The organism is Kitasatospora sp. HPM-01-4 (assembly GCF_051374625.1).
GTDB lineage: Bacteria > Actinomycetota > Actinomycetes > Streptomycetales > Streptomycetaceae > Kitasatospora.
Window position 1 is genome coordinate 253,682 of record NZ_JBPQGP010000005.1, and the last position, 26,214, is coordinate 279,895.

Consider the following 26,214-nt stretch of genomic DNA (forward strand, 5'->3'; position numbering starts at 1 on the left):
GGCACTCGCCAACTCATCTATCAGATCGCCGAGTTGTGCACATGGGACGCAACGGAAGGCAGGACGGGCCAGGGCCGCACAGGCCCACTTCTCGGTGACACTCAAAGGACCTGTGCGGCCGTCATCACGTCACGCCCCTGGTCGAGCGGAATCGTGGACCGCGTCGTGAACCCCGTCGCCTACCAGGGCAGCCGGCCCGCCGCGCCGAAGTAGCCGCCGGTCGGGCCGTCCGGCCCCAGCTGAGCCATCCGAACGATGATCTCGGCGCCCTGCTCAACGGTCTGCGTGCCCTCGTGCCGGTTCAGGTCCGTCGCGGTGTAGCCGGGCTCCACGGCGTTGATCCGCATCTGCGGGAACTCCTTGGCGAACTGCACGGTGAGCATGTTGACCGCGGTCTTGGAGGCCGGGTAGGCGGCCCCCGGGTACCCCTGGCCGGCCCGGGCCAGCGAGGCCAGGCCACTGCTGACGTTGACCACGACCGGGGCAGCGGAGCGTTCCAGCAGCGGCAGGAAGGCGTGGGTCACCCGGACCAGGCCGAAGACGTTGGTCTCGAACACCTCCCGCGTCACGTCGGCGGTCAGCTCCGCGGCGCCGATGATGTCGCCCTCCGGCGACCGCACCTCGATTCCGGCGTTGTTGACCAGGACGTCCAGGCCGCCGTCGGCCTCAACGGTGGCCACCGCGGCGGCGACCGACGCATCGTCGGTGACATCGAGCTGCACGAACCGGGCGCCGAGCTCGGCCGCGGCCGCCGTGCCCCGCTCGATGCTTCGCGCTCCCAGGTAGACGGTGTGGCCCGCGGCGATCAGGCGGCGGGCGGTCTCGTGGCCGAGGCCCTTGTTGGCTCCGGTGATTAAGGTTGTCGTCATGGGCACAGCTTCCCTCCGGGAGATGCGGTCGGCCAGTGGTTTACGACGCGGTCCGCGCTGCCGCTCCACCAGGGCGCCGAGGCCCATCGTGCGATCGCTCCCCCTCTGACGGTGCGTCCTGCGGGATTGCCGGGCCGGGCCCCTGCCCGCGCGACCGGCACCACCCGGCCGGGAGCCGGCCGGGCGGTACGTCGGTGTGGGGCGGGCGGGGACGGCAGCCGGGTCAGTAGGGGGTCGGGCGGTTGTCCCGGGCCCACTGCTGTTCGGCGTCGCTGCCCGGCGGAGGAGGAGTGAGTCCGTCGATCATCCACAGGTCCCGCGGTGTCTCGTCGATGTGGAACTCGCAGTACAGGCCGCGTTCGGCGGTGTGGGGCGCGAGGAGGGTGGCGAGTGCCTCGCGGGTGCGCTTGCGCAGCCGGGGATCCTCGGTGTGGCGGGCGATGTGCTCGACCACGATGCGTACGGCGGCGCCGTTCGGCTCGCCGCCGACGTGGAAGGAGTCGGCGGCGACCCCGTGGAAGAGGACCATCACATAGAACGGCGGCAGCCCGAAGCTGGTGTAGAACTGCGTGATGTCGGTGGAGAGTTGCTGCTTCTGCCCGGGGGTGTAGGCGCCGGGAGGGTGGTAGACGTGCCACAGCGGCATGGTGGTTGTTCTCCTCGGTGGTCCTGGGCGGGCTCCCGGCAACGGGTGCCCGGTGGTGGGGTTCTCAGCGGCGGAAGGGCAGGGTGAGGTTCCCCACGGGGCCCGACAGGGCGGCCTTCAGGGAGCGGGCGAGGTCGTCGACGAGCACCTCGTGCTCGCCGCGCTCCACGCCATCCAGGACGGCGCGGGCGACCGCGGCGGGCGGGAGCTTGTCCACGTCGACGGCCGCGACCATCTCGGTGTCCGCGAAGCCCAGGTGCACGCCGACGACCTGGGTGTGCTGCGCGGCCAGTTCCAGGCGCAGCGAGTTGGTCAGCGACCACAGGGCGGCCTTGGAGGCGCCGTACGCCCCGGCCCCCGCGCCCCAGGACAGCACCGAGTGGATGTCGACCAGCGCGCCTCCGCCGCGCGCGGCCAGCACCGGGGCGAAGGCCTGGGCGATGCGCAGCGGGCCGATCACGTTGGTCTCGAAGGTGTCCCGGACACGGGCGAGGTCGGCGCTCAGCAGTGGCTCCGGGTGGAGCACGCCGGCGTTGTTGACGACGAGGTCGACGTCGACGGCGCGCATCGCAAGGGCGGCCACGGAGGCGTCGTCGGTGACGTCGAGCGCGGGGACCTCGATGCGCGGGTCCTCGCTGGTGTCGGGGATGCGGGCGGTGGCGTAGACCTTCCGTGCGCCGCGGGCGAGCAGTTCCTCGACGAACGCCCGGCCCAGGCCTCGGCGGCCTCCGGTGACCAGGGCGGTGGAGCCTTCGATCACGGTCATGCGTGTGTCTCCTCGCTCTCTCAAGGCACGGCGGCCCCGCCGCTGGGGTGTGGCGGGGCCGCGCCTCCATGCTTAGATTATTACCATCATCTAAATGGGATGGGAAAGTAGGGGCGCCGCCGTTGAGCACACAGGCCGTGCGGGACAGGCACGGGCCGTACGAGAGAGAGGGAGTCGCGCCATGCCCCGCGTGTCACGCGCCGAAGCCGAACGCAACCGCCGCCAGGTGATCGACCACACCGCCCGGCTGATCCGTGAGAAAGGCGCCGACCAGGTCAGCGTCCCCGAGGCGATGGCCACCGCCGGACTCACCCACGGCGGCTTCTACCGGCACTTCGCCTCCAAGGACGACCTCCTCGCCCAGGCCCTCACCGCCGCCTTCACCGAACGGCGCGAGGCGATGGAACAGCTCGCCGACCAGCCTTCCGGCGAGCGCTCGCCGCGCCAGGAGTTCCTCGACCGCTATCTGTCCGCGCCCCACCGCGACCACCCCGGCCAGGGCTGCGCCGCCGCCGCGCTGGCCGCCGACGCCGCCCGCGCCGAGCCCGGCTCCCCACTGCGCGCCGCCTTCACCGACGGGCTGCGCGAGCTGGTCGACGGCTACGCCCGGCTGCCCGAGCCGGCCGAGCGGGAGGCCGCGCTCGCGGACCTGTCCACGATGGTCGGCGCCCTACTGCTGGCCAGGGCGAGCCAGGACGAGGACCTGTCCGCCGATCTGCTGGCCGCCGCCCTGCGCCGACTGTCCGCATAAAGGGGGAGATCCGCACAGGTCAGGGGCGTGCCCTCCGACGCCGACGCGCCCAAGGTCGCCGTTCTGTCCGGGCTCACCCCGACCCGGGATGCGCGGCTCTCGCCCGCACGCCCATCGCTGTCATGATGGTCCGATGGGCGACCAGAAGAGGTTCGGACCTCCGCGGGTGGCCGATGAGCGCACCACGCTGACCGGCTTCCTCCAGCGCCAGCGCGACACGCTGGCCATGGCGTGTACGGGGCTCACCGCCGAGCAGCTCAAGGAGAGGGCCCTGCGGCCCTCGGGCCTCTCCCTGCTCGGTCTCGTCCGGCACATGGCCGACGTCGAGCGGACCTGGTTCCGGAACGTGCTGAACGGCGAGAACAGCAGCGCCCACTGGCCCCGGAGCGAGGGCGGCGCCTTCGACGTCGACACCGCGGACCCGGCCGAGGCGTTCGAGATCTGGCACGAGGAGTGCGCCCGGTCCCGCGCCATCGTGGACGCCGCCGAGTCCCTCGACGTCACCGGGCGGTACCGGGACGACGTCTTCTCGCTGCGCTACGTCCTCACCCACATGATCGAGGAGTACGCGCGGCACAACGGCCACGCCGATCTCCTGCGCGAGCACACCGACGGAAACACCGAACACCGAAAGGACCGGTAGCGCCGTCAGCCTGCGCCCCCGCCCCCCGACGGAGCCGAGCCGGACCCACGCCTCCGGCCGATGGCAACGGCGCCCGGTCACGGCCGCGCCACCCGGTCGAGGAAAGCGTCCACCAGGTCGAACGTCCGCCTCCGGGCCCCCCGGCCCAGCTCACGGGTGCGGGTCAGCAGGTCCTGCGGCTCCAGGCCCTGATCCCGTGCCTCTTGCGCGAGGCCGTGGTCAAGCCACATCCGCAGCATCTCCTCGGTGAGTTCGGGGTGGAACTGGACGCCGAGGGAGCGGCCGATCCGGTACGCCTGGGGGCCGGCCGTGCTCCGCGCCAGTTCCACCGCACCGGGCGGCAGGGTGAACCGGTCGTAGTGGGACTGGAACCAGGGGCCTGGCGGCACCAGCTCCGGGACGTCGGTCTCAATGCCCAGCCAGCCCAGTTCGGCGTGCGCGGCACGCTCCACCGAGCCGCCGAGCGCGGTGGCGAGCGCCTGCGCCCCGAAGCAGACACCGAGCACAGGGATTCCCAGCGCGTGCGCCTCGCGCAGCAGTTTCAGCTCGCCGCCGACCCAGCCACCGATCGCCTCGTCGTCGACGGACCAGGGGGCGCCGAGCGGGACGATCAGGTCGTAACCGCCGGGATCGGGGAAGGAGAAGTCGACCGTCGGGGCATGGCGCCGTCCGGCCGGGACGATGGTGACGGCCTCCAGCTCGTAGCCGCGCTGGGCGAGGCGCTCCCCGATCAGGCCGGGCAGCGAGATGTGGTCGTGTTGGATGATGAGCGCGCGCACGCGAGACGTCCTCCGGTTCCGGGGGCCGCCCGCGGGGCGGGCCCTGCGTTCCATGGTTTCGGCTGCTCAGGGGCCGTGCTCAGCGGCGCCCGCGAGTCGAGGTCCCGCCGCGGCGGACACAGGCCGTACACGGACGCCGCAGGTTGTCGTTTGGAGCCGTACGAACAGGCGGCAGCGGAAGCGTACGACGCGGACTTCCGGCACCACAAGAGCCCACCACGGAGCGGGAAACATGCGCACATCCCCCTTGTGAGGGCCGAATGGGGCACCTATTGTTTGGAGCCAAATGACTCTGCCAGACACGGAGGTCCCCCGATGCCGGAGGTCGTCACCCACGAGGAGTGGCTGCGCCGCGCCGACGAGCTACGTCCGCCCACCGCACACCACATCGACGGCACGGACGAGCCGGGCAGCGGCGGCGACTACGCCGTGGTCTCGCCCCGCGACGGGAAGACACTCACCCGGGTCGCCGACGCCTCGCCCGCCGAGGTCGACCTCGCCGTGGCCGCCGCCCGCCGGGCCTTCGACTCCGGCCCCTGGCCGAGGCTCGCACCGGCCGAGCGCGGGCGCGTCCTGCTGCGCCTCGCCGACCTCCTGGAGGAGCACCGCAGCGAGCTGGCCCTCACCCTGAGCCTGGAGATGGGCAAGCCGATCAGCGATGCGTACGGCATCGAGCTGCGCGCCGCGATCACCACCTTCCGGTGGTACGGGCAGCTCGCCGACAAACTCACCGACGAGTCGCCGCACGTCTCCCCCGACGCGCTCGCCCTGATCACCCGGGAGCCGGCCGGGGTGGTCGGCGCGGTCGTGCCGTGGAACTTCCCGCTCACCCTGGGCTCCTGGAAGGTCGCCCCGGCGCTCGCGGCCGGCTGCACGGTGGTGCTGAAGCCCTCGGAGTCCTCGCCGCTGTCCGCACTGATGCTGGGCCGGCTGGCCACCGAGGCCGGGCTGCCGCCCGGAGCGCTCAACGTCGTCTCCGGCGACGGTCCCACCGCAGGCCGGGCCCTCGGACTGCACCCCGGCGTGGACGTGCTGGCGTTCACCGGTTCCACCGCCGTGGGACGGCACTTCCTGCGCTACGCCGCCGACTCCAACCTGAAGCGGGTCTGGCTGGAACTCGGCGGCAAGTCCCCGAACATCATCCTCCCCGACGCCCCCGACCTGGACGCCGCGGCGGCCACCGCCGCCTGGGGCATCTTCTTCAACCAGGGCGAGATGTGCACCGCCCCCTCCCGCCTGCTGGTACACACCTCGATCGCCGAGCGGGTCACCGAGGCCGTGGCGGCCCGGGCCCGCGCCCTGCGGATCGGCGACCCGCTCGACCCCGCCACCGAGATGGGTGCGCTGGTCGGCGAGAGCCACCTGGAGCGGGTGCTGGGGCACATCGCCGCCGGCCGCGCCGATGGCGCCAGGCTGCGCACCGGCGGCTCCCGCACCCTCACCGGGAGCGGCGGGAGCTTCCTCGAACCGACCGTCTTCGACCGGGTCGCCCCGGACTCCCGGCTCGCCCGCGAGGAGATCTTCGGCCCCGTGCTCTCCGTACTCGCCTTCGACGACCTCGACGAGGCCGTGGCGCTCGCCAACGACACCGAGTACGGCCTGGCCGCCGGGCTGTGGACCTCCGACCTGACGACCGCGCACCGCGTCTCGCGCGCCCTGCGGGCCGGGACGGTCTGGGTGAACTGCTACGAGGAGGGCGACCTGACGGTGCCGTTCGGCGGCATGAAGCAGTCCGGCAACGGCCGCGACAAGTCGGCCCACGCGCTGGAGAAGTACACCGAACTCAAGACCACCTGGATCCAGCTTTGACCGCGCACCGGCCGCTGATCGCGATCCCCGCCCGGTTCTCCGCCACGGCCTCGGCGCTGCGCTACGCGGCGGAGGTCAACGCCCGCGCTCTGATCGAGGCGGTCTGGCGGGCGGGCGGCGAGCCCGCCACCATCCACCCGTACGCCCCCTCGGGCACCGCCGACCCGGCCGAGGTCGCCGCCCGGCTGAACCGGTTCGACGGGGTGCTGCTCCCGGGCGGCGGCGACCTGGCGCCGAACCGCTACGGGCACGACGAGGCCCACCGGAGTGTCTACGACGTCGACGACCAGCAGGACGGCTTCGACCTGGAGGTGGCCCGCCGGGCGCTGGCCGCCGGACTTCCGCTGCTGGCGATCTGCCGGGGTCTGCAGGTGGTGAACGTGGCGCTGGGCGGAACCCTGCACCAGGACATGGGCGGCCCCGACCGGGAGCACCGACACCTCGTGCACCCCGTCTCCGTGCGGCCGGGCTCCACGGCGGCCGAGGCGCTGGGGGCGGAGCGGGTCGAGGCGTCCTGCTACCACCACCAGCGGGTCGACCGGCTGGGGGCCGGAGTCGAGGTCACCGCCCGGGCCGCCGACGGCACCCCGGAGACGCTGGAAGTACCCGGTGCGGCCGGCTGGTTCGCCGCCGTCCAGTGGCACCCGGAGGACACCGCCCATCGGGACCCGGCCAACCAGGGCCTCTTCGACGCGCTCGTCCGCGCCGCCCGGCACGGCTGAGTTCACTCCCCGGAGAAGAAACGCCGGCGACCGCCGGGCCGACCCTCCACGGCCCGGCGGTCGCCGGTTCGGTGCTGTCCGCTCAGGCCTTGGGCCGCCGGCCACTGCGCCGCGGCGCCGGCTCGGCCCCGGCCAGCAGACTCAGCCGGCGCTCCTCGCCGTTCGTCTCCACCTGCACCACGATCCGGCGCAGGGCATCGGCCGTGCTCCGGCACTCCTCGGTGCTGAGCGGAGCGGCCACGAACGCCTCCTCCGCGTTGAACTCCGGGAAGAGGCGCTGCATCAGGGACTCGCCCTCCTCCGTGAGGCTCAGCAGCACCAGCCTGCCGTCGAAGGGATGGTCGGCGCGCCTGACCAGACCGCGCGACTGGAGGGTGCGGGAGACACCGGTCAGGGTGCCCTTGGAGATCCCGGCCTCCTCCGCGACGTGGCGGGTCTCCGACTCCCCCCAGATCCAGATCACCCAGAGCACCACGAACGCCGTCCAGGTGAGGTCGGAGCCGCGCAGCACCGAGTTCTCGAAGTGCTGCCGCACGGCCGACGCCGCACGGTGGATGTTGGCGACCACCGCCATCTGGTCGTGCTGGATGGGGATGCCGCCGAGTTTGGCCTGGACGAGTTTCTCGGCCTCCGTGATGGAACGCTGGCCCGGCAAAGGTCCCCCTCCTTTCGCAGCGCAACGGATCGCCGTCGGCTGCGGCTGCGGCGAATCGATCATTCGGGGTCAAATTGTAAGGGGTCGAGCCCCTGTTCGGAGGCTCGACCCCGGGGTCGGACGGCCCCGTCAGCCGTCGGCGCCGACGGCCGCTCTGACCCGGGGCAGCCGGGAGAGCCCGGCGCACACCAGGAACACCAGTGGGACCGCGGCGGCGAGCACCGCCGCGGTGACCGCGTCACCGCCGATCAGCGTGGTGAAGTTCGCCACGATGAGCCAGATGGCCGCCGCGATGCCGAGGACTCCGAGGGAGGGGGCGATCACGGTGTTCCAGACCCGGTCGTCCAGCCGCTCCCGGCGGAAGAACACGATCACCGAGACGGAGGTGAGGAAGTACATCAGCATGATCGCCAGCACCGCGACGCCGCTGCCCCAGGAGAAGAGCGTCATCACGGGGTCCCTGCCCGTCAGCGCGAAGGGCATCACGAGCACCAGGGCGATGGCCGTCTGGACGGCTCCGGCGACCCCCGGGGACTGCCGCCGGTTCAGACTGCTGAGGCTGCCGGGCAGCAGCCGCCGCCGGCCGAGCGAGAAGAGGTAGCGGTTGGCCGAGTTGTGGAAGGCCAGGATGCCCGCGAAGAGCGAGGTGGCGAGCAGGAAGGGGAGCACGTCGCCGGTCCAGCCGCCGAGCCGGTCGGCGATCGGGGCGAAGACGAAGACGGAGGCGTCCCCGCTCTTCAGCGCGGCGTCCGCGGCCGCGGCTGCCTTCGACGGACCGTACGCGGAGACCAGCGTCCAGGTGGTGAGGGCGAAGAACAGCGTGATGACGCTGACGGCCAGGTAGGTGGCGCGCGGGATGGTCTTGCGGGGCTCGCGCGCCTCCTCCCCGTAGATGGCCGTGGCCTCGAACCCGAGCATCGACGCCAGGGCGAACATCAGGGCCACGCCCGGGGCGCCGCTGAGGGCTGCGGACGGCGAGAAGGTGTGCGCCGGGGCGAGCCCCTCGGGTCCGCCGCCCCGCACCAGGACCACGACGGCGAACGCGAGCAGGATGCTCACCTCGGCGAGGACGAACACCGCGAGCACCTTGGCGCCCATCTCGATGCCCGCCGCGCCGAGCAGTTGGACGACGGCCATGGTGACCAGGACGCAGGCCCACCAGGGCACGTTCCATCCCAGGTAGTGGGAGAACAGGCCGCTCACGAGGGACCCGTAGAGCCCGTACATGGCGGCCTGCACGGCGTTGTAGGCGAAGAGCGCGACGCCCGCGCTGCCCGTCCCGGCCACGTCTCCCAGGCCCCTGCCTATGTAGCCGGCGAAGGCTCCGGCGTCCACCACGTGGCGGCTCATGGCGACGTAACCGACGGAGAACAGCAGGACGAGCGCTCCGGCCGCCAGATAGGCGGCCGGGGTGCCGGGGCCGCTGCCCAGTGCGATCGCGATGGGAGCGGCCCCGGCGATGCCGGTGAGCGGCGCCTGCGCCGAGAGGACGAAGAAGACGATGCCCAGGACTCCGAGTGCGTCGGGCTTGAGGGATCTGCTCGGTCTGCGGGCTTCGTCCGTGGCCCCCTTGGGGCCGATCGTTTGCGTGTCCACGCCGTTCACCTGTCGTTCGCGGGGGAAGGAGGATCGTTTTGAGTCAAACGAGTTTCCCCATCGTGGATCCGCGACAGCGGCCTGACAAGGGGGTTGCGGTGGCAACTTTCCGCGCCTGAACGGACCAAGGGCACGCCCCCGCCATGGAGCCGCCCGGCGTCACCGTGAAAGCCGGAACGCCCATCCCCAAGGCCTGATGGCGGGCACGGAGGCAGAGGGAAGGAGAGACCCGCTCCGTCAGGATTCGTCGGCCGGAGCGGCGACCCCGAGCAGTCGCAGCAGCGACCGCAGTTCGCCCAGCGCGGCATCGGTGACGTCCTGCTCACCGAACGTCAGCTGATGCAGCACCAGTCCGTCCAGGGCGGCGAAGACCAGCCGTGCCAGCGGTCGGCCGCCGCGCGGCAGCATCCGGGCCCACTCCCGTTCGGCAGCGCCGAAGTGGTGGACGACCAGTCCATGGGTGACCCCGGCCTCCTTGGCCGCGGCGCGGTACGTCAGATTGCGCAGGCCGCCCCGGGCGACCACCCGCACGGCGGCGGCGAGCAGCGCCTCGCGCCCCTCCCCGTAGTTCAGCCGCCGCTGCGTGACCACCTCGCCTGGTCTGGTCACAGCGGGATCCTGACGGGCGGTGTCACGGCGGCTGCGCCGCCCCGGGCCGCTGTGCGCGGGCCCGGCGCGGCGCTGTCCCGCCGCACCGCTCAGGGGCGCTTGGGCGCCCGGATACCGCGGAACTCCCAGTCCCCGCCGAGCGCGGTGGACAGGACCTCCTCGGACTCGGTGGGCTGCGCACCGCAGTCGTCGCGGACCGGGATCGGGCCGGTGACGATGTGGTTGGTGAGCCGCCCCAGCCCCTCGACCTCCACCTCGACCACGTCACCGGGCTGCACCGGCCGGGAGTTGGCGGGGGTGCCGGACAGCAGCACGTCGCCGGGGTGGAGCGTGATGGTGCGCGCGATGTCGGCGACGAGGTAGTGCATGTCCCACTCCATCTCGTCGGTGGAGCCGTTCTGCACGATCTCGCCGTTCACGTAGGTGCGCAGGTACTTGCCGTGGAAGTCCCAGTCGGTGACCAGGCCGGGGCCGAGCGGGCAGAGCGTGTCGGAGCCCTTGACCCGCAGCATGGAACCGGCGTCGGTGTCGCGGAAGTCGTGCAGGCCGTAGTCGTTGGCCACGGTGTAGCCGCCGATGTAGTCGCCCGCCTGGGCCGGGGAGATGTTGCGGCAGGTCCTTCCGATGACGATGGCCACCTCGCCCTCGTAGTTGAGGTACTTGCAGCCCTCGGGGCGGACGATCGCGCCGCGGTGCGAGTTGAGCGCCGAGGTCGGCTTGTGGAAGTAGGTGGGGGTGGGAGTCAGCCTGATCTGGAACTCCTCGACCCGGCTGCGGTGGTTGAGGTGGACCGCGACCACCTTGCTGGGGACGACCGGAGGCAGGTGGTGGGCCTCCTCGGCCTTGACCCGGCGGCCGTCGCCGGCGACCAGGTCGTCGTCCTCGCGGACGACCAGGACGGCGGCGCCGTCCAGGAGGATGCGGCGGTACTCAGGCATCTGCGGACTCCGTCTCGGTGGGGGCGGTGCGGGAGTGGTCGGCGCCGGTCCAGCCGGCCTCGGGACGGTCGAACCAGAGCAGGGCCTGGCCGGTGCCGATGGAGTTCTCGTACTCTCCGTACTGGCGGGCGGGTGCGGTGCAGCTCTCCCCACCCAGCGCCCCGACCATCATCAGGTAGTGGAAGAACCGGGCCTCGGGCCTGTACCGCCAGAACTCCGGCATGGTCTCCAGCACCCGGCCGTGGCGGCCCTGCTTGAACCAGTCGATCCGCTCCAGGTCGGCCTCGCGGGCCTGCGGGGTGAAGATGTGCGTGGGGTCGCTGGCCTCGTGGTCGCGCAGCTCCCGCAGCGGCCAGAAGGTGTGCGAGAGGGCGCCGGAGGCGACCAGCAGCACCTTGCGGTCGGTGGCGGCGATGCCCTCGGCCAGCGCCCGGCCCAGGCGCAGGTGGTCCTCCATGTCGCCGGTCTGGCAGACCCCGATGGTGACCCAGCGCTTGTCGGGCAGTCCCTCGCCGAGGTACTTCCACAGGTTGATGGTGGCGTAGTAGACCGGCAGGTAGGCGTCGTCGATCGCGGTGATCCAGGTGCCGTGCTTCTCGGCGAACGACGCGATGTTCCGGGCCAGTTCGGGATCGCCGGGGTAGTCGAAGGGCAGCCGGCACATCCCCCGCGGCAGCTCCTCGGAGGTGAACAGCCCGGCCCTTCGGTCCTGCGCGGTGACCACGAACTCCACCGTGGTGGCCCAGTGCGAGTCCAGGACCACGACGGTGTCGTAGTCGAGGGTCTCGAAGACGTCCTTGCGGAGCTCCCGAAGGCCGGTGACGAGGGTGAGCTCCTTGCCCTCGTTGAGCTCCTTGCGGGTCTCCTCCGGCAGCATGATGGTGGGGACGTGCGCCAGCAGTCCCGCACCGACGATCTCACCCATGGTCCCGCCATCCCTTCGGAGCGGCGACGGTGTTCTTGACGTCGCAGTAGAAGTCGAAGCTCCAGGTGCCGCCCTCACGGCCGATGCCGGAGTGGCGCGAGCCGCCGAACGGCGCCTGCAGGTCGCGGACGAAGAAGCAGTTCACCCAGACCGTGCCGGCCACCAGTCGGGCGGTCACACGGTCGGCGCGTTCCCGGTCCCCGGTGGCCAGGACGGCGGCGAGGCCGAAGCGGGTGCCGTTGGCCAGCTCCACCGCCTCGTCCTCGGTGTCGAAGGTCTGCAGGGTGAGGACCGGTCCGAACACCTCCTCCTGGACGATCTCGCTGTCCTGCGCCACGCCGGTCAGCAGGGTCGGGCGGTAGTAGAGGCCTCCCAGACCGGAGTTGGGACCGCCGCCGAGCACGGCCCGGGCGCCGGCGTCGAGGGCGCGGCGGACAAAGCCGTCGATCTTGTCGAGCTGGCGCTGGTGGATGTTGGGGCCGAGGTCGGTGGCCTCCTCGCGCGGGTCGCCCTGGGTGAGGCCGGCGGCCTTGGCGACGAACCGGCGGGTGAACTCCTCGGCGATCGAGTCCTCCACCAGCAGCCGGGTTCCGGCCAGGCAGACCTGCCCGGCGTTGTCGTACTGCTCGACGGCCAGGTCGACGGCCAGGTCGAGGTCGGCGTCGGCGAAGACCAGCAACGGGGATTTGCCGCCCAGTTCCAGGCTGACCGGGGTGAGGTTGGCGGCGGCGGCCTGGGCGATGCGCCGGGCGGTGGGAACCGAGCCGGTGAAGCTGATCCGGCTGACGTCCGGGTGGGAGACCAGGGCGGCGCCGGCTTCGGCTCCGTAGCCCTGAACCACGTTGAGGACGCCGTCCGGCAGGCCCGCCTCGGCGGCGATGTCCGCCAGCAGGGAGGCGGTCAGCGGAGACCACTCGGCCGGTTTGAGGACCACCGTGTCGCCGGCTGCCAGTGCCGGGGCGACCTTCCAGGTGGCCAGCATCAGCGGCGCGTTCCACGGGGTGATCAGCGCACAGGGGCCGGCCGGGTCCCAGGTGACGTGGTTGGTGTGGCCTCGTGTCTCGAAGTCCTCGTGACCGAGCGTCAGCAGCCAGTCGGCGAAGAAGCGGAAGTTGTGCGCGACGCGCGGCATGACCCCGCGGCGGTGCGAGCGCAGCAGGGCGCCGTTGTCGGCGGTCTCCACCTGCGCGAGTTCCCCGATGCGCTTCTCCACACCGTCGGCGATGGCGTGCAGCAGCCGGGCGCGCTCGGCGCGCGGTGTGGCGGCCCACCCGGGGAAGGCGGCCTTGGCGGCGGCCACGGCGGCCTCGGCCTCGGCGGCGCCGCCGCGCGCCACCTCGGCGAGGGTGCTGCCGTCGATCGGCGAGCGGTCGGTGAAGGTCTCGGCGGAGGCCACTCGGCGGCCCCCGATCCAGTGCCGGGTGTCCACGGGGACGCCGGCGACGGTGGCGGTCACCGCTGCGGTGCGGGGCTGTTCGGACATGTCCTGTGCTCCAGGTGACGGTTGTTCGGTGGCGGGGCGCTGTGGGCGGGGGCTACTCGGCGCCGGAGGTGCCGGACTCCAGCAGGGTGCCGCCGTCCCACACCACACCGACCTGGCGGTAGTAGGCGCCGATCGGCTCGCGGATCTCCAGCCGGGCCAGCTCCTCGGTGGGGGCCTCGAAGAGCTCCAGCTCGGCGTCGGCCGCCCACGGCTGCCCGGCTTCGAAGGACGCGGCGCCGCTCTCGATCAGCTCGTCCAGGGCCAGGCCCTTGCCCTTCTCGATCGAGGGCAGCCAGCGGTGGTGGGCCATCGGGTGGCCGTTGACGAAGCCGTTGGTCCCGGACGGCTCACGCAGCGTCACCACGGCCTGGGCGAGGCGCCGGTCGGCCGCGGCGAGGGTGGCGCCGAACCGGGCGCCGGCCTCGATCCGGGGCGCCGGGCCGTACGGGTGCGGCCGGGTCATGTGGATCGAACCCAGCTTCTTGGGGTAGCCCTGGTGCAGGCCGCGGGCGATGGCGAAGTCCTTGTCCACCCAGATGTAGACGCAGCGCGAGTAGGTGCGTCCCCGGTAGGAGCAGCGCACGACCACGAACGCCTCCTTGTACTGGGAGCGCACCGGGTCCAGCAGCTCCTGCCGGGAGGCGGAGCACGACTGCCAGTCGGCCCAGATCAGCGCGACCGCACCGGGGTCCTCCTCGGCGAGCTCCAGCGGTGCGGGGAGCAGCTCGCGGACCTTGGCGGGGTCGGTGCGGTACTCGATGGTGATCAGGTCCCCCGAGTAGTGCCACGGCGGCGAGGGGATCAGGGAGGACCCGCCGGTGGCGGTCTTGGGGTGGAAGTAGCCGCGGACGCCGGCCATGGTTGCTCTCCTCGGTTCTCAGGGGTCGTGAAGTCGCTGCTGGGGGCGCGGAGTCGCTGGGGAGGCTCGGCGTTCAGGCCGCGCCGGCCGGCGATGCCATCAGCCGGGCGCGGTAGCGGGCGGCGCCGGCGGCGGCCGGTCCACCGAGCGCCACGACGCCGACCAGGCGGTCCTGCACGTGGTAGCCGACCAGCAGGTCGCCGGCCGGGTCGCCGTCGAGCACCCGGGCGTCCGCGGTACCGAGCGCGGGCGCGCCGAAGGACTGCAGCCGGTACTCGTACTGGTCGCTCCAGAAGGACGGCAGCGGGGCGAACGGCGGCGTCTCGACAGGTGTCCCCAGGAGCCCGGCCACCAGGGTCCTGGCGGCGTGCTTGGCGGTGTCGCCGGGGATGGACCAGTGCTCGACGCGGCGGGGAACGCCGTCGTAGCGGGCGTTGGGGAACCGCGCCACGTCGCCGACCGCCACCACGTGCGGCAGGCCCTCGGCGCGCAGCTGCTCGTCGCAGAGCACGCCGTCGGAGAGGTCCAGGCCGTTGCCGTCCAGCCACTCGGTGTTGGCGATCGAGCCGACCGCCTCCACCACCACGTCGGCGGGCAGCACGGTGCCGTCGGAGAGGACCACGCCACTGACCCGGTCCTCCCCCTCGAAGCCGGCGACGCTCTGCCCGAGGGCGAAGCGGACGCCCCGCGCCCGGTGGCGCTCCAGCAGCGCGGATGCCAGCAGCTCGCCCAGCGGCCGCAGCATCGGCAGCGGCTCGGGGTCGACCACGGTCACCTCGGCGACACCGAGCCCGCGGGCGGTGGCGGCGACCTCACAGCCGATGAAGCCGGCGCCGACCACGACCACCCGCGCTCCGGGCCGGGTCAGCTCGGCGCGCAGGCCCTCGGCGTCGGCCAGGGTGCGTACGGTGCAGCGGCCGCTGCCCGGACCTTCGGGGCCGGGGCAGCGCAGCCGCCGGGGGCGCATGCCGGTGGCCACCACCAGTCCGTCGAAGGCCAGTTGCCCACCGTCGTCGAGGGTGACCACGCGGGCGCCGAGGTCGGCGGAGACGACGGCGGTACCGAGCCGCCAGACCACGTCGGCGGCGCAGGCGCGCGGGCGGAACGCCAGCGACTCGAAGGGCGCCTTGCCCGCCAGCACCTCCTTGGAGAGCGGGGGGCGGTTGTAGGGCATGTGGAGCTCGTCGCCGACGACGACGATCTCCTCGGTCCAGCCGGCGCTGCGCAGTTGCTCGGCGGCGCGCAGGCCGCCGAGCGAGGCGCCGGCGACCACGATCCGGCCGGTGCCGGTGCTCGCGGCCACGGCGGTCAGTCCTCGACCGAGATGGCCTGCAGCGGACACACGTCGGCGGCGTCCTCGACGTCCGCACGGAGCGCCTCGTCCGGCTCACTGACGAACACCAGGTGCCCGTTCTCGTTCATCCGGAAGACGTCGGGTGCGGCGAAGACGCACTGGCCGTGGTCCTGGCACTTGTTCATGTCGACGACGACCTTCATGGCCGGTCCTCCTGGGGTCACATGGGGGTGTCGTTTGGTTCCAAACAACATAGGGAGCGGACCACCTCCGGTCAATAGTCATCCAGGCGGATAGAAATCCTGGACGGCCCTCTTGTCAGGCGGTGGGCCGATCCCTACTGTTTGGAGCCAAACGAGAAGCTCTGGCCCGCCGCCCACGGCTGAGCCGCGATCCCGCACCGGACCTCGTTGCCACCCCCTCCCCCACCCCTCCCCCGGGCCCCGGAGTCCGGGGACCCGCCCGTATGAGGAGCCAGTCGGTGAGCGCTCAAGAGACCCCCCAGATCCGGAACCACATGGACCGGCTCACCGCCCAGGGCGTCGACGTGGTCCGCGTGATCTACCCGGACCTCATCGGCGTCGACCGGGCCCGTGACGTCCTGCTGGAGCACCTGCCGTCCGCCTGCGACCACGGTCTCGCCTTCTGCCGCGCCGTCTACCACACCAGCCCCCAGGGCGACGTGGTCGACGTCGCCGGCGGTCTGGACGCGGGACTGCCCGACGTGTGCGTCCGCCCCGACCTGTCCACCCTCCTCCCGCTTCCCTGGGAGCCGGGCGTGGCGTGGTGCCTGGGCGACACCACCGACCCGGTCACCGGCCTCCCCTGTCCCGAGTCACCGCGCGACCTGCTGCGCTCCGTGCTGGACCGCTGGTCGGCGCTGGGACTGCGCCCGGTGGTCGGACCGGAGCTGGAGTACTACCTGTGCGACGCGGCCCCCCAGACGCCGGCCGGCTGGCGGCGCTACGCCGACGCGTCCGGCAACGTCTACAGCGCCGGCCTGCGCGGCGACCCGGACCGCCACCTGCTGCGGACCCTGCGCCACCTGCGCGACCTCGGCCTCGGCGTCACCGCGGGCAACCACGAGTTCAGCAGCGGCCAGTTCGAGATCAACCTCAACCACTCCGAAGCGCTGGACGCCGCCGACCGCGCCTTCCGTTTCAAGGCCGCCGTCAAGGAGCTGGCCCGCGCCGAGGGGCGGCTCGCCACCTTCATGGCCAAGCCCTTCAACGACGAGGGCGGCTCCGGCTTCCACCTCCACTTCTCGGGCCTGAACGCCTTGGGACGCAACGCCTTCGACGACCCCTCGGACCGCTACGGGCTGTCCGACACCGCCCGGTGGGCCATCGCGGGCATCCTCGCGCACGCCCCGGCCCTCGCCGCGCTTCTCAACCCGACCATCAACTCCTACAAGCGCTTCGGCCCGGACACCCTCGCCCCCTGGCTCATCGACTGGGGCCTGGACAACCGCAGCGCGATGGTGCGGATACCGCCGGAGCGCGGCTCGGGCTCCCGCCTGGAAGTGCGCCTCGGAGACGCCAGCGCCAACCCCTACCTGGCGATCGCGGCCACCCTCGCGGCGGCCCTGCTCGGCATCCAGGCCGCCGAGGAACCCCCCGCGCCCCTGGAGGGCTACGGCTACGACACCGCGAAGTCCCCCGTCCTGCCGATGAGCCTCGACGCCTCGCTCGACGCCCTGGACGCCGACGGCGACCTCACCGAGCTGCTGGGCGCGGACTTCACCTCATCCTTCCTCTGCTACAAGCGCGATGAACTCCAGCGCTTCCAACGGCACGTCACCGACTGGGAGTTCACCGAGTACTCCTACCACCTGTGACCCACCGCACGACCATCCCACGGAGCTGCACCATGACGACCCCCGCCCAGACCGCCGACGTGCGCGAGCCCCTCCCCCTGGACGAGGTGGACCTGGCCGACCACGACAAGTTCCTCGACGGCGTCACGCCCTGGCGGATGTTCCACACCCTGCGCCACGAGGACCCGGTGCACTGGCAGCCGGAGCCCGAGCCCAACTCCGGTTTCTGGGCCGTCACCCGCCATGCCGACATCGCCCGCGTCGACCGCGACTCGGAGACCTTCACCTCCACCCGGTTCGTCAACCTGGAGGAGGTCGACGACGACCAGATCAAGAAGCGCGCCTCCATCCTGGAACTGGACGGCGTCCGCCACCGTGCGATGCGCAGCCTGCTGCAGCGCCAGTTCGGCGCCGGGGTCATCAACCAGTACGCGGACTTCCTGCGCGGCCTGACCGCCAGGACGCTCGACGCGGCTTTCGCCAAGGGCGGCTTCGACTTCGTCGCCGACGTCTCGGCCGACTTCCCGATCAACGTCCTGGCCCGGCTGCTGGACGTTCCCGAGGAGGACACCCAGCAGCTCATCGACTGGGGCAACCGCATCATCGGCAACACCGACCCGGACTACGCCGATGTCCTGCTGCACAGCGAGGAGAGCGAGAAGTACCGCGACCTGCCGTTCCGCTCCCCCGCCGCGCTGGAGGTCTTCGAGTACGGCCGGGAGCTGGCGCGGCAGCGGCGCGGCGGCGACGGCGCCGACCTGGTCTCCAGGCTCGTCAACGAGACCCCGAGGGACGGTGTGCCGCTGTCCGCCCGGGACTTCGACAACTACTTCCTGCTGCTCGTCGTCGCCGGCAACGAGACCACCCGGCACGCGATCTCGCACTCCATGCTGGCGCTGATCCAGCACCCCGAGCAGCTCGACCGGCTGCGGCAGGACCCGTCGCTGATCCCCAACGCGGTCGAGGAGTTCCTCCGCTGGGCCTCCCCGGTCTACCACTTCCGCCGCACCGCGACCCGCGATGTGGAGCTCGGCGGGAAGCAGATCAAGGAAGGCGACAAGGTCGTCATGTGGTACGCCTCCGGCAACCGCGACGAGGCGGTCTTCGGGAACCCCTACGACTTCGACGTGACCCGTCGGAACAACGACCACGTCACGTTCGGCAAGGGCAGCCCGCACCTGTGCCTGGGCAATCTGCTCGCCCGCACCGAGATGCGGATCATGTTCGAGGAGCTCATCCCCCGCATCGCCGACATCCGCCTCACCGGCGACGTCCCCCGGGTCCGCTCCAACTTCGTCAACGGCATCAAGAAGCTCCCCGTGGAAGTCACCCTGGTCTGACCCGCACGCCGCGGTGGAAGCCGCGAGCCCGGTGAGCCCCGAGAGCTGCGGCGGCAGCGCCATGGGCTGTATGTGCCAGGCCGCAGATCCGGTATCGAGAACCGACAAGCGATGGGAGGGACGGATGACCGACATCGTGACGCGTCGGCTTCGGCTACATCGCGCCGGTCGATGAGAGCGGGGTCGGCGTCGACTCCGTGAGCGCACCGAGTCACTGGATGAGCCGGGTGACCCGGAAAGGCCCGAGGCTTAGACCGACCGGCGGTAGGGAGCGTGGATCAAGGAGCGGGGCGAGAGCCGAGTCTGGGCGTGCATCGTGAGGAGAGCGCAGCGGCGCTGCGCGCGACGAGGGATGTGCGTCCAGGCGAGAGCTATCGGCACGCGACGCCGCGGGCCCTATTGCCGGTCGGTCTTAGTTCTCGGATCGTCCGCAGTGCCCTCCCGTCGAAGGCGGCGGCCTTCTCGGTGGTGCCTCTCCGCCGAGAAGGCCGCCGCCTTCCGCAAGGGGGCTCGCCGACGCCCAGGGGATCCCTGGCTGGTCGGCACCGCCCCGGGCCGCCCAGGCGGATGTGAGGGAATTCGACTTGTTTCTGCGGGATGCAACGGATCTGTCCGGATACTCTCCTGATGCCCGATCACCATCACCCGCAGGAGGAGAGCGCTTTGGCCAAGATCGTGATCTTCGGAGCCAGCGGAACCATCGGCAGCCGGATCCTGGACGAGGCCCTTCGCCGCGGCCACCAGGCCACCGCAGTCGTGCGTGACCCTGCCAGGCTCACCAGGTCCGACCCGAACCTGACCGTTGTCACCGGTGACGTTCTCGACCCCGAGTCCGTCGCTGCCGTGGCCAAGGGGCACGACGTCGTCGTCAGCGCGGTCGGCGGTGGCGACGGCCCGGGGCACATCGCCACCATCAGGCCCGCGGCCGAATCCCTGGTCGCCGGACTGCGTACGCTCGGTGACGGGGCTCCGCGCCTGATCGCGGTCGGCGGAGCCGGCTCACTGCGCAAGCCGGACGGTACGCAGGTCTGGGACGCGGAGGGCCTGCCGGTGTTCGTGCTGCAGATCATGCACGCCCACGGTGACGCCCTGGACTTCTTCCGCACCGTCACCGACGTGAGGTGGACCAATTTCAGTCCCGCCGCCGTGATCCAACCGGGCGAGCGCACGGGCGCCTACCGCACCGCTCTGGACGACCTGGTCATCGACAGCGACGGCAACAGCCATATCTCCGCAGAGGATTACGCGGTCGCCCTGCTCGAGGAGATCGAGACGCCCCGGCACATCGGTGAGCGCTTCACCGCGGGGTACTGAGCGGGCCTGTCGCTCGGCCACGCACCACCGCTCAACCACACCATCGCTCAGCCACACACCACCGCTCGGCCCAGGACCCCCGCCCAAGGTCCCGGGCTCCGCTGGGTCGCTCCGCGCGCGTACGGGCCGGACGGACACACCCGAGGTCGGTCGGCCCCGCGTCTGCGGGGACGGTCCCGGCGTCCTGGCCAGGGCCGGGCCGGCAGCGACATCGGCCCGGCCCTGCCCGGTTCCGGGCTGTTCCCGCCTAGCGGACCGGCCGGGTGCCGCGGGCGCGGACGAACTCCACCGCGTCGTGGGAGCAGAACAGCTCGATCTCACCGTCGTGGGTGCGCCGCAGTTCGCGCAGACGCTCCTGGTTGTTCCGGCGGGCCTGGTCGTCGACGGAGATCTGGCGCTGGAAGGCGGCCAGTCCCGGCGGGCAGCGCAGGCCTGCCGGATCGATCTCGGTGTGCGAGAAGTAGGCGTCGCCGCAGTCCAGCAGCCAGCCGCCGCCCTGCCTGACGGCGACGCCGCAGTGGCCCCGGGTGTGCCCCAGCAGAGGTACCAGCAGGATCTCGGGCTCCGAGTCGGTCAGCGGCCCGACCGCCTCGAAGCCGAACCAGGACTCGCCGGCGGCCTCGTGCTCGACCCACTTCGGGCCGTGCGCCCACTGCGCCGGGCGGTAGCGGTCGCGTTCGCCCCGGGTGGCGAGGGCTCGGGCGGCCCGCAGCTCGTCGGCGAGGACGTGCACCTCGGCGTGCGGGAAGTCGGAAAGACCACCCGCGTGGTCGAGGTCCAGATGGGTGAGTACGATGTGGCGGACGTCCTCCGGGCGGTAGCCGAGCGCGCGGATCTGGTGCAGGGCCGTACGGGCGGGCGTCAGCCGTGGCCGGCTCACCGCGTGGAACCTCCGCCCCAGCCGCGCCGGGTCCGCCACGTCCTCGGTACCGAAACCGGTGTCGACCAGGACCAGTCCGTCGGCGCCCTCCACGAGCAGGCAGTGGGTCACCATCCGCGCGGTCAGCGGGCCGCCGGACCCCATCAGTAACCGGCCTCCGACCGGGCACATGCTGCCGCAGTCCAGGTGATGAACGGTCATACGACCTCCAGCGGATGTTCGTGCCACCGGCCATCGGCGGCACCGGCCACAGTGACGGGAGAGGGTCTCGGCCGTCCAGAGCATTAAACGGCGGCCGGGCGGAGAACGTTCGTTCCCCGGCCGCCGACGGTCCGGCGGAGAACCACCGCACCCCCGCGCAATGCCACCGGGTGAGCGCGCGGGGCGCCCGCCCGTCTGCTCCCGCGCCCCGTCCACCTCCGCGCGCCGCCCGCAATCCCAGAGCACCTGCCGCTCATCGGATGAGCGGATTATCGTTAGCTGACGAGAGCTATCCGAATTCTCCGGACCAGGGCAGGCGGATGACCGCCGGCCACAGCAGGAGGCGGCGGTGACGGTCGACGACACGCCCAGGGGAAGAACCGGAAGTACTGGGAGAAGCAGCGGAGGCGGCGGGAGCTCCCGGTGGGCCGCGGTCCCCGAGCACCCGCGTTACAGGTGGGTCGTACTCTCCAACACCACGCTCGGCACCCTGATCGCCACCATCAACGCCTCGATCGTCCTGATCTCGCTCCCCGCCATCTTCAACGGCATCGGCCTGGATCCGCTGCAGCCGGGCAACGTCGGCTACCTGCTGTGGATGCTGATGGGTTACCTGCTGGTCAGCGCCGTGCTGGTGGTCACCCTCGGGCGGCTCGGCGACATCCACGGAAGGGTGCGGATCTACAACGCCGGGTTCCTGGTCTTCACCGTCACCTCGGTCGCCCTCTCGCTCGACCCCCTGCACGGCGGGGCCGGAGCACTCTGGCTGATCGGCTGGCGGGTGCTCCAGGCGGTCGGCGGCTCGATGCTGATGGCGAACTCGGCGGCGATCATCACCGACGCCTTCCCGGCCGACCGGCGCGGCATGGCGCTCGGGGTGAACATCGTTGCCGGGATCGCCGGTTCGTTCGTCGGACTGGTGCTGGGCGGGCTGCTGGCCGAGTGGGACTGGCGGACGATCTTCTGGGTCAACGTGCCGATCGGCCTCGTCGGCACCGTCTGGGCGTACCGCTCGCTGCGCGACACCGGGGTGCGGCGGCCGGCCCGGATCGACTGGTGGGGCAACGTCACCTTCGCGTTCGGCCTGACCGCCCTGCTGGCCGCGATCACCTACGGGATCCAGCCCTACGGCGGCCACACCATGGGCTGGACCGACCCGTGGGTGCTGGCCGGGCTGATCGGCGGCGTGGTGCTGCTGGCGGTGTTCTGCCTGGTCGAGTCCCGGGTCGCCGAGCCGATGTTCCCGCTGGCGCTGTTCCGTGATCCGGTCTTCGCCGGCGGCAACGCGGCCACCCTGCTGGGCTCGATCGCCCGCGGCGGCCTCCAGTTCATGCTGATCATCTGGCTGCAGGGCATCTGGCTGCCACTGCACGGCTACGACTACGCCGACACCCCGCTCTGGGCCGGCATCTACCTGGTGCCGCTGACCCTCGGCTTCCTGGCCGCCGGGCCGGTCGCCGGCTATCTCTCGGACCGGGCCGGGGCCCGCCTGTTCGCCTCCGGCGGGCTGGTGGTGATGGCCCTCTCCTTCGCCGGACTGCTGTTGCTGCCGACCGACTTCGGCTACCCCGCCTTCGCCCTCCTGGTGTTCCTCAACGGCCTCGGCGGCGGCCTGTTCGCGGCGCCCAACACCGCACTGATCATGTCCAGCGTTCCGGCGCACGTCCGGGGCGCCGCCTCCGGTATGCGCGCCACCTTCCAGAACGCGGGCATGGTCCTCTCGATCGGCGTCTTCTTCTCACTGATGATCGCCGGGCTGGCCGGGTCGCTGCCGCACACGCTCAGCGCCGGACTGACCGCGCAGGGCGTGCCCGCCGCGGACGCCCGTGCCATCGCCGCGCTGCCACCGGTGGGCACCCTGTTCGCCGCGTTCCTCGGCTACAACCCGATCCAGCAGCTGCTCGGCCCGCGGGTGCTCGGACAGCTCCCCCCGGCCAGTGCGCAGACCCTGACCGGCCGCGAGTACTTCCCGCAGCTGATCTCCGGGCCTTTCCACCACGGCCTGGTCGTGGTGTTCTGGCTGGCCATCGCGATGTCCCTGGTCGCCGCGGCCGCCTCGCTGGTCCAGGGCCGCGACCGCGCCGCGCGGCCCGCCGCGCCGGCCGGACTCCCCGAGGGGACCGCGCCGGTGGAACGGATCACCATGGACACACCGACCGGGCTCGCCGCCGGGAAGCACACGGTACAGCCCGGGCAACCGGACCCCAGGGAGCCCGAGGGACGATGACCAGCACTCCCCGAATACCGCCCGAGACCGGCCGTGACACGCTCTCCCCCGGCACGATCGCCCGCCTGCGCCTGGTCATAGCCCGGCTCAACCGCCAGATGGCACAGGCCTCCAGCGCCAAGGACCTGACCTTCGCCCAGCTCTCCGCGCTCGCGCGGATCGAGCAGTACGGGCCGCTGCGGCTGAACGAACTCGCCGCCCGGGAACGGGTCGCGGTCCCGTCCCTGATCCGGACGATCGGCCCGCTGACGGCCGACGGCCTGGTCGCCAAGACCCCGGACCCGCACGACGGCCGGTGCCAGCTCCTGGAGCTCACCCCGGCTGGTCTGGCCGCCATCACCCGGATCCGCCAGGAACGGTCCGAGCTGCTGGCCCACGGCAGCGGACGGCTCACCCCGCAGCAGTGCCGGGACCTGGAGGCGGCCGTCCCCGTGCTCGAACTCCTCCTCGACGAGCCCGAACCGGCCCAGCCGACTCGACCGGCCCAACCGATCCAGCCGGCCCAGTCCGCCGAGGACCGCTGACGCCCGCTCCGGATGGGCCGACGCGCCTGACGCCGCATCACCTGGCCGGCTCAGCGGTGGCCGGCGGTTCGGCACAGGGACCAGCAGGGCGGCAAAGGAGGCAAGGGCGGGCCCGGGACGGGTTCGGTGTCGGCCAGTCAGCCGCCAACGGTGACACCTGCGGACGAACCCTGCCCGCACCGCCCCGGTGCGGGCAGGGCACTTCCCCGCCGCTGCCGTCGTGCACGCCGTGCGGACCCCGCTGATACTGGGCCGACGGGTGGTAACGGAGCGATTCAGCCGAATCACGTTCAGCGATCTGAGGTGCTCTGGCCTTCGTGTCCGCGACCGGTCACCCGCCCGGCGGTGTACCACCGCCAGGACTCGGATGGAAAGGGACACGGGGCATGCTGAACCGACGCCACATTCTGACGGCCGCCACCATCGGCGGCGCGGCGGCCTTGTTCCCCTTGGGCCGCATGATGGACCCGCCGAAGACGAGGCACGTGCCCGAGGCCCCGCCCGAGGCGCCTGCGGCTCCGGCCCACGCGGGAGATGAGGACCGGTCACTCGCACATGCCGTCCCGTTCGCCCAGGCCATGCCGATCCCTCCGGTCCTCCGCCCGACGTCGACGTCGGCGTCCTCGGAGGTGTACCGCATCCAGATGGCCGAGACCCGGGTGGAGATCGTCAAGGGGCTGCAGAGCACGGTCCGGGCCTACGGCGGCTGCTTCCCCGGCCCGACCATCCGGGCGCTGCGGGGTCGCGAGGTGGTGATCCAGCAGACCAACGCCCTGGACGTGCCGACCACGGTCCACCTGCACGGCGGCCACACCCCCTCCCTCTCCGACGGCCTGCCGATGGACCTGATCCAGCCCGGCGGGTCGCGCGAGTACCGCTACCCCAACAACCAGGTGGCCGCCTCGCTCTGGTACCACGACCACGCGCACGAGCTGGAGGCCGAGAACGTCTACCGCGGCCTGCACGGCGCCTATCTCCTCAGCGACCCGCACGAGAGCAGCCTGCCGCTGCCCAACGGCGAGTTCGACATCCCGCTGCTGATCCGGGACGCGCGGATCGAGGCCGACGGCACCCTGAGCTACGTCTCGCCGTACGAGTGCCCGCACATGCTGGTCAACGGCAAGGAGCGGCCGCACTTCGCGGTGGCGGCCCGCAAGTACCGCCTGCGCGTCTACAACGTGGCGCCCAACCGCCACCTCTCACTGCGTTTCGCGGACGGCGCCCACTTCACCCAGATCGCCTCCGACGGCGGTCTGCTCGCCGCGCCGACCGCGCTGGACGAACTGACGCTGACCGGTGCGGAGCGGGCCGAGATCGTCGTCGACTTCTCCCGCTACCCGGTCGGCACCTCGGTGGTGCTGGAGAACACGGCCGCGCTGGACTCGGAACGGCCGGAGGTGCTGCGCTTCGACATCACCCGCAAGGCGGAGGACCCGAGCCGGGTGCCCAGCGTGCTGGCCACCCTGCCACCGGTGCCGAAGGCCACGGTGGAGCGGGAGTTCTTCATGGAGACCTTTCCCGACACCAGGATCAACGGGCGCAAGTACGACCCGGACCGGCCGGACATCGAGACCGCCCTCGGCACCAGCGAGATCTGGACGATCCACAACTGGCCCAACCGCCGGCCGGCCGGGGTCTTCCACGCCCCGCACTCGTTCCACACCCATCTGGTGCAGTTCCGGCTGCTGGACCGCGACGGCCGGCCGCCCTCCCCGGGCGAGGCCGGCCTGAAGGACACCATCGCCATCTACCCCGGCCAGACCGTCCGGATCGCCATGACCTGGAACGACTACCCCGGCGAGTACGTCTACCACTGCCACCACCTGGTGCACTCCTCGCACGGCCAGATGGGCCGGATCGACGTCCTGCCCGCGGAGCCGAAGCAGCCGGCGGCCCGCCAGTCCGGGAAGTGAGGGCGGCCCCGGAGCGCACCCGGCCGTGGTGGCGGTCCGCGACGGGCCCCCGCTCCGCCTCGCCCGTGCTCCGGGGCCGATCCGGCGCCGGGGCGTGCTTGACAGATAGGCAAGGCTTACCTAAGTTCTGCAGGCATGTTCCGTCACCAAGCCGACTCGGTCGGCCCGTCCACCCGCTCGGACCGCCGAGGGACGGCCTCGCTGCCCATCGATCCGCAGGCCGACATCGGCCGCCGGGCATGGGTGGCCTGCCCGAACTGCGACGACGCCCGCGACTGCGCCCCGTGCGGGGGGCAGCGCGGTTGCGACGAGCACTGGCGCTATCTCCTCTCCAACACCGGCAGCCTCCTCCACCTGCAGTGCCCCGCCTGCACCCACGTCTGGGACCACGAGACCGGGTTCGGCGCGACCCGGCGCCGCCGCCGCTGGTCGCTCTGAGCCCGTCCCCGCCTGGCAGACGTGGCGGACCGCCCGGCCGCCCGGCCGGGGTGAGCCCCTGCGCACCGCTCGAAGATGGCCGGAAACCATCGCCTCCCTCCCCTGGCCGGAAACAACCCATCGGCGAGTCCGTTGTACCCGCGTGCGGCCGACCAGCGCCCAGCGGAGCCGCATCCGGGTCGGCCACGGTCACCGCGATCGTCGACGCCCCGGTTCC

25 protein-coding genes are annotated in these 26,214 nt (G+C 72.0%); 11 read left to right on the forward strand and 14 right to left on the reverse strand.

What is annotated here, in order from left to right; genetic code table 11:
- Positions 1 to 179: 179 nt before the first annotated feature.
- From ACSMTC_RS01660 to ACSMTC_RS01670, 3 genes are all read right to left on the reverse strand, one after another.
- Entirely contained in the window at positions 180 to 869 is a 690-nt protein-coding gene (locus ACSMTC_RS01660; RefSeq protein ID WP_436557812.1) for an SDR family NAD(P)-dependent oxidoreductase, read from the reverse strand.
- A gap of 223 nt (positions 870 to 1,092) precedes the next feature.
- Positions 1,093 to 1,515 (reverse strand): tautomerase family protein, encoded by a 423-nt coding sequence (locus tag ACSMTC_RS01665; protein WP_436557813.1) that lies wholly within the window; start codon positions 1,513 to 1,515, stop codon positions 1,093 to 1,095.
- A 64-nt stretch (positions 1,516 to 1,579) separates the two neighbouring features.
- Positions 1,580 to 2,281 (reverse strand): SDR family oxidoreductase, encoded by a 702-nt coding sequence (locus tag ACSMTC_RS01670; protein WP_436557814.1) that lies wholly within the window; start codon positions 2,279 to 2,281, stop codon positions 1,580 to 1,582.
- Between the two features lie 181 nt (positions 2,282 to 2,462).
- Between ACSMTC_RS01670 and ACSMTC_RS01675 the strand changes: the two genes are divergently transcribed.
- Positions 2,463 to 3,032 carry a TetR/AcrR family transcriptional regulator gene (locus ACSMTC_RS01675; RefSeq protein ID WP_436557815.1) on the forward strand — a complete coding sequence of 190 codons (570 nt, stop codon included), beginning with the start codon at positions 2,463 to 2,465 and terminating at the stop codon, positions 3,030 to 3,032.
- Between the two features lie 133 nt (positions 3,033 to 3,165).
- The gene (locus tag ACSMTC_RS01680) at positions 3,166 to 3,675 is read left to right on the forward strand and encodes a DinB family protein (protein WP_436557816.1); all 510 of its coding nucleotides are present in this window, start codon (positions 3,166 to 3,168) and stop codon (positions 3,673 to 3,675) included.
- Positions 3,676 to 3,752: 77 nt separating this feature from the next.
- On the opposite strand, the gene ACSMTC_RS01685 is transcribed toward ACSMTC_RS01680, so the two are convergent.
- Positions 3,753 to 4,454: a type 1 glutamine amidotransferase gene (locus ACSMTC_RS01685; protein ID WP_436557817.1), complete on the reverse strand. Its 702-nt coding sequence runs from the start codon at positions 4,452 to 4,454 to the stop codon at positions 3,753 to 3,755.
- 315 nt (positions 4,455 to 4,769) lie between these two features.
- Between ACSMTC_RS01685 and ACSMTC_RS01690 the strand changes: the two genes are divergently transcribed.
- Positions 4,770 to 6,263 (forward strand): aldehyde dehydrogenase, encoded by a 1,494-nt coding sequence (locus tag ACSMTC_RS01690; RefSeq protein WP_436557818.1) that lies wholly within the window; start codon positions 4,770 to 4,772, stop codon positions 6,261 to 6,263.
- Positions 6,260 to 6,985, forward strand: a complete 726-nt coding sequence (locus ACSMTC_RS01695) for a gamma-glutamyl-gamma-aminobutyrate hydrolase family protein (protein ID WP_436557819.1) — start codon at positions 6,260 to 6,262, stop codon at positions 6,983 to 6,985. The genes ACSMTC_RS01690 and ACSMTC_RS01695 overlap by 4 nt, the downstream gene beginning before the upstream one ends.
- Before the next feature lie 82 nt (positions 6,986 to 7,067).
- Here the strand turns inward: ACSMTC_RS01695 and ACSMTC_RS01700 are convergent, their stop codons facing one another.
- The 9 genes from ACSMTC_RS01700 to ACSMTC_RS01740 all read right to left on the reverse strand — a co-directional run bounded on the left by ACSMTC_RS01700 (position 7,068) and on the right by ACSMTC_RS01740 (position 15,547).
- Positions 7,068 to 7,640: a MarR family winged helix-turn-helix transcriptional regulator gene (locus tag ACSMTC_RS01700; protein WP_436557820.1), complete on the reverse strand. Its 573-nt coding sequence runs from the start codon at positions 7,638 to 7,640 to the stop codon at positions 7,068 to 7,070.
- Between the two features lie 129 nt (positions 7,641 to 7,769).
- Positions 7,770 to 9,236, reverse strand: a complete 1,467-nt coding sequence (locus ACSMTC_RS01705; protein ID WP_436557821.1) for an APC family permease — start codon at positions 9,234 to 9,236, stop codon at positions 7,770 to 7,772.
- 237 nt (positions 9,237 to 9,473) lie between these two features.
- Positions 9,474 to 9,845, reverse strand: coding sequence for a TetR family transcriptional regulator (locus ACSMTC_RS01710; protein WP_436557822.1), 372 nt, complete (start codon positions 9,843 to 9,845; stop codon positions 9,474 to 9,476).
- A gap of 89 nt (positions 9,846 to 9,934) precedes the next feature.
- The gene (locus ACSMTC_RS01715; protein WP_436557823.1) at positions 9,935 to 10,783 is read right to left on the reverse strand and encodes a fumarylacetoacetate hydrolase family protein; all 849 of its coding nucleotides are present in this window, start codon (positions 10,781 to 10,783) and stop codon (positions 9,935 to 9,937) included.
- A complete protein-coding gene (locus ACSMTC_RS01720; protein WP_436557824.1) occupies positions 10,776 to 11,708 on the reverse strand; it encodes a 3,4-dihydroxyphenylacetate 2,3-dioxygenase in 933 nt (310 codons plus the stop codon). Before ACSMTC_RS01720 ends, ACSMTC_RS01715 begins: the two co-directional genes overlap by 8 nt.
- Positions 11,701 to 13,191: an aldehyde dehydrogenase gene (locus ACSMTC_RS01725; RefSeq protein ID WP_436557825.1), complete on the reverse strand. Its 1,491-nt coding sequence runs from the start codon at positions 13,189 to 13,191 to the stop codon at positions 11,701 to 11,703. The genes ACSMTC_RS01720 and ACSMTC_RS01725 overlap by 8 nt, the downstream gene beginning before the upstream one ends.
- A gap of 52 nt (positions 13,192 to 13,243) precedes the next feature.
- Positions 13,244 to 14,050, reverse strand: a complete 807-nt coding sequence (locus tag ACSMTC_RS01730; RefSeq protein WP_436557826.1) for an acetoacetate decarboxylase family protein — start codon at positions 14,048 to 14,050, stop codon at positions 13,244 to 13,246.
- A 73-nt stretch (positions 14,051 to 14,123) separates the two neighbouring features.
- A complete protein-coding gene (locus ACSMTC_RS01735; protein ID WP_436564567.1) occupies positions 14,124 to 15,326 on the reverse strand; it encodes an NAD(P)/FAD-dependent oxidoreductase in 1,203 nt (400 codons plus the stop codon).
- Positions 15,327 to 15,358: 32 nt separating this feature from the next.
- A complete protein-coding gene (locus ACSMTC_RS01740; protein ID WP_436557827.1) occupies positions 15,359 to 15,547 on the reverse strand; it encodes a ferredoxin in 189 nt (62 codons plus the stop codon).
- Positions 15,548 to 15,825: 278 nt separating this feature from the next.
- Here ACSMTC_RS01740 and ACSMTC_RS01745 point away from each other — a divergent pair, with 278 nt between their 5' ends.
- From ACSMTC_RS01745 to ACSMTC_RS01755, 3 genes are all read left to right on the forward strand, one after another.
- Entirely contained in the window at positions 15,826 to 17,181 is a 1,356-nt protein-coding gene (locus ACSMTC_RS01745; protein ID WP_436557828.1) for a glutamine synthetase family protein, read from the forward strand.
- A gap of 32 nt (positions 17,182 to 17,213) precedes the next feature.
- Entirely contained in the window at positions 17,214 to 18,500 is a 1,287-nt protein-coding gene (locus ACSMTC_RS01750; RefSeq protein WP_436557829.1) for a cytochrome P450, read from the forward strand.
- Positions 18,501 to 19,163: 663 nt separating this feature from the next.
- Positions 19,164 to 19,814, forward strand: coding sequence for an NAD(P)-dependent oxidoreductase (locus tag ACSMTC_RS01755; protein WP_436564568.1), 651 nt, complete (start codon positions 19,164 to 19,166; stop codon positions 19,812 to 19,814).
- Positions 19,815 to 20,061: 247 nt separating this feature from the next.
- On the opposite strand, the gene ACSMTC_RS01760 is transcribed toward ACSMTC_RS01755, so the two are convergent.
- Complete coding sequence (locus ACSMTC_RS01760; protein ID WP_436557830.1) at positions 20,062 to 20,895, reverse strand: MBL fold metallo-hydrolase; 834 nt, start codon at positions 20,893 to 20,895, stop codon at positions 20,062 to 20,064.
- Between the two features lie 349 nt (positions 20,896 to 21,244).
- Between ACSMTC_RS01760 and ACSMTC_RS01765 the strand changes: the two genes are divergently transcribed.
- From ACSMTC_RS01765 to ACSMTC_RS01780, 4 genes are all read left to right on the forward strand, one after another.
- A complete protein-coding gene (locus ACSMTC_RS01765; protein WP_436557831.1) occupies positions 21,245 to 23,122 on the forward strand; it encodes an MFS transporter in 1,878 nt (625 codons plus the stop codon).
- The gene (locus ACSMTC_RS01770; RefSeq protein ID WP_436557832.1) at positions 23,119 to 23,646 is read left to right on the forward strand and encodes a MarR family winged helix-turn-helix transcriptional regulator; all 528 of its coding nucleotides are present in this window, start codon (positions 23,119 to 23,121) and stop codon (positions 23,644 to 23,646) included. The genes ACSMTC_RS01765 and ACSMTC_RS01770 overlap by 4 nt, the downstream gene beginning before the upstream one ends.
- A gap of 386 nt (positions 23,647 to 24,032) precedes the next feature.
- Complete coding sequence (locus ACSMTC_RS01775; RefSeq protein WP_436557833.1) at positions 24,033 to 25,559, forward strand: multicopper oxidase family protein; 1,527 nt, start codon at positions 24,033 to 24,035, stop codon at positions 25,557 to 25,559.
- 135 nt (positions 25,560 to 25,694) lie between these two features.
- Positions 25,695 to 25,997 (forward strand): hypothetical protein, encoded by a 303-nt coding sequence (locus ACSMTC_RS01780; protein WP_436557834.1) that lies wholly within the window; start codon positions 25,695 to 25,697, stop codon positions 25,995 to 25,997.
- Positions 25,998 to 26,214: the final 217 nt, after the last annotated feature.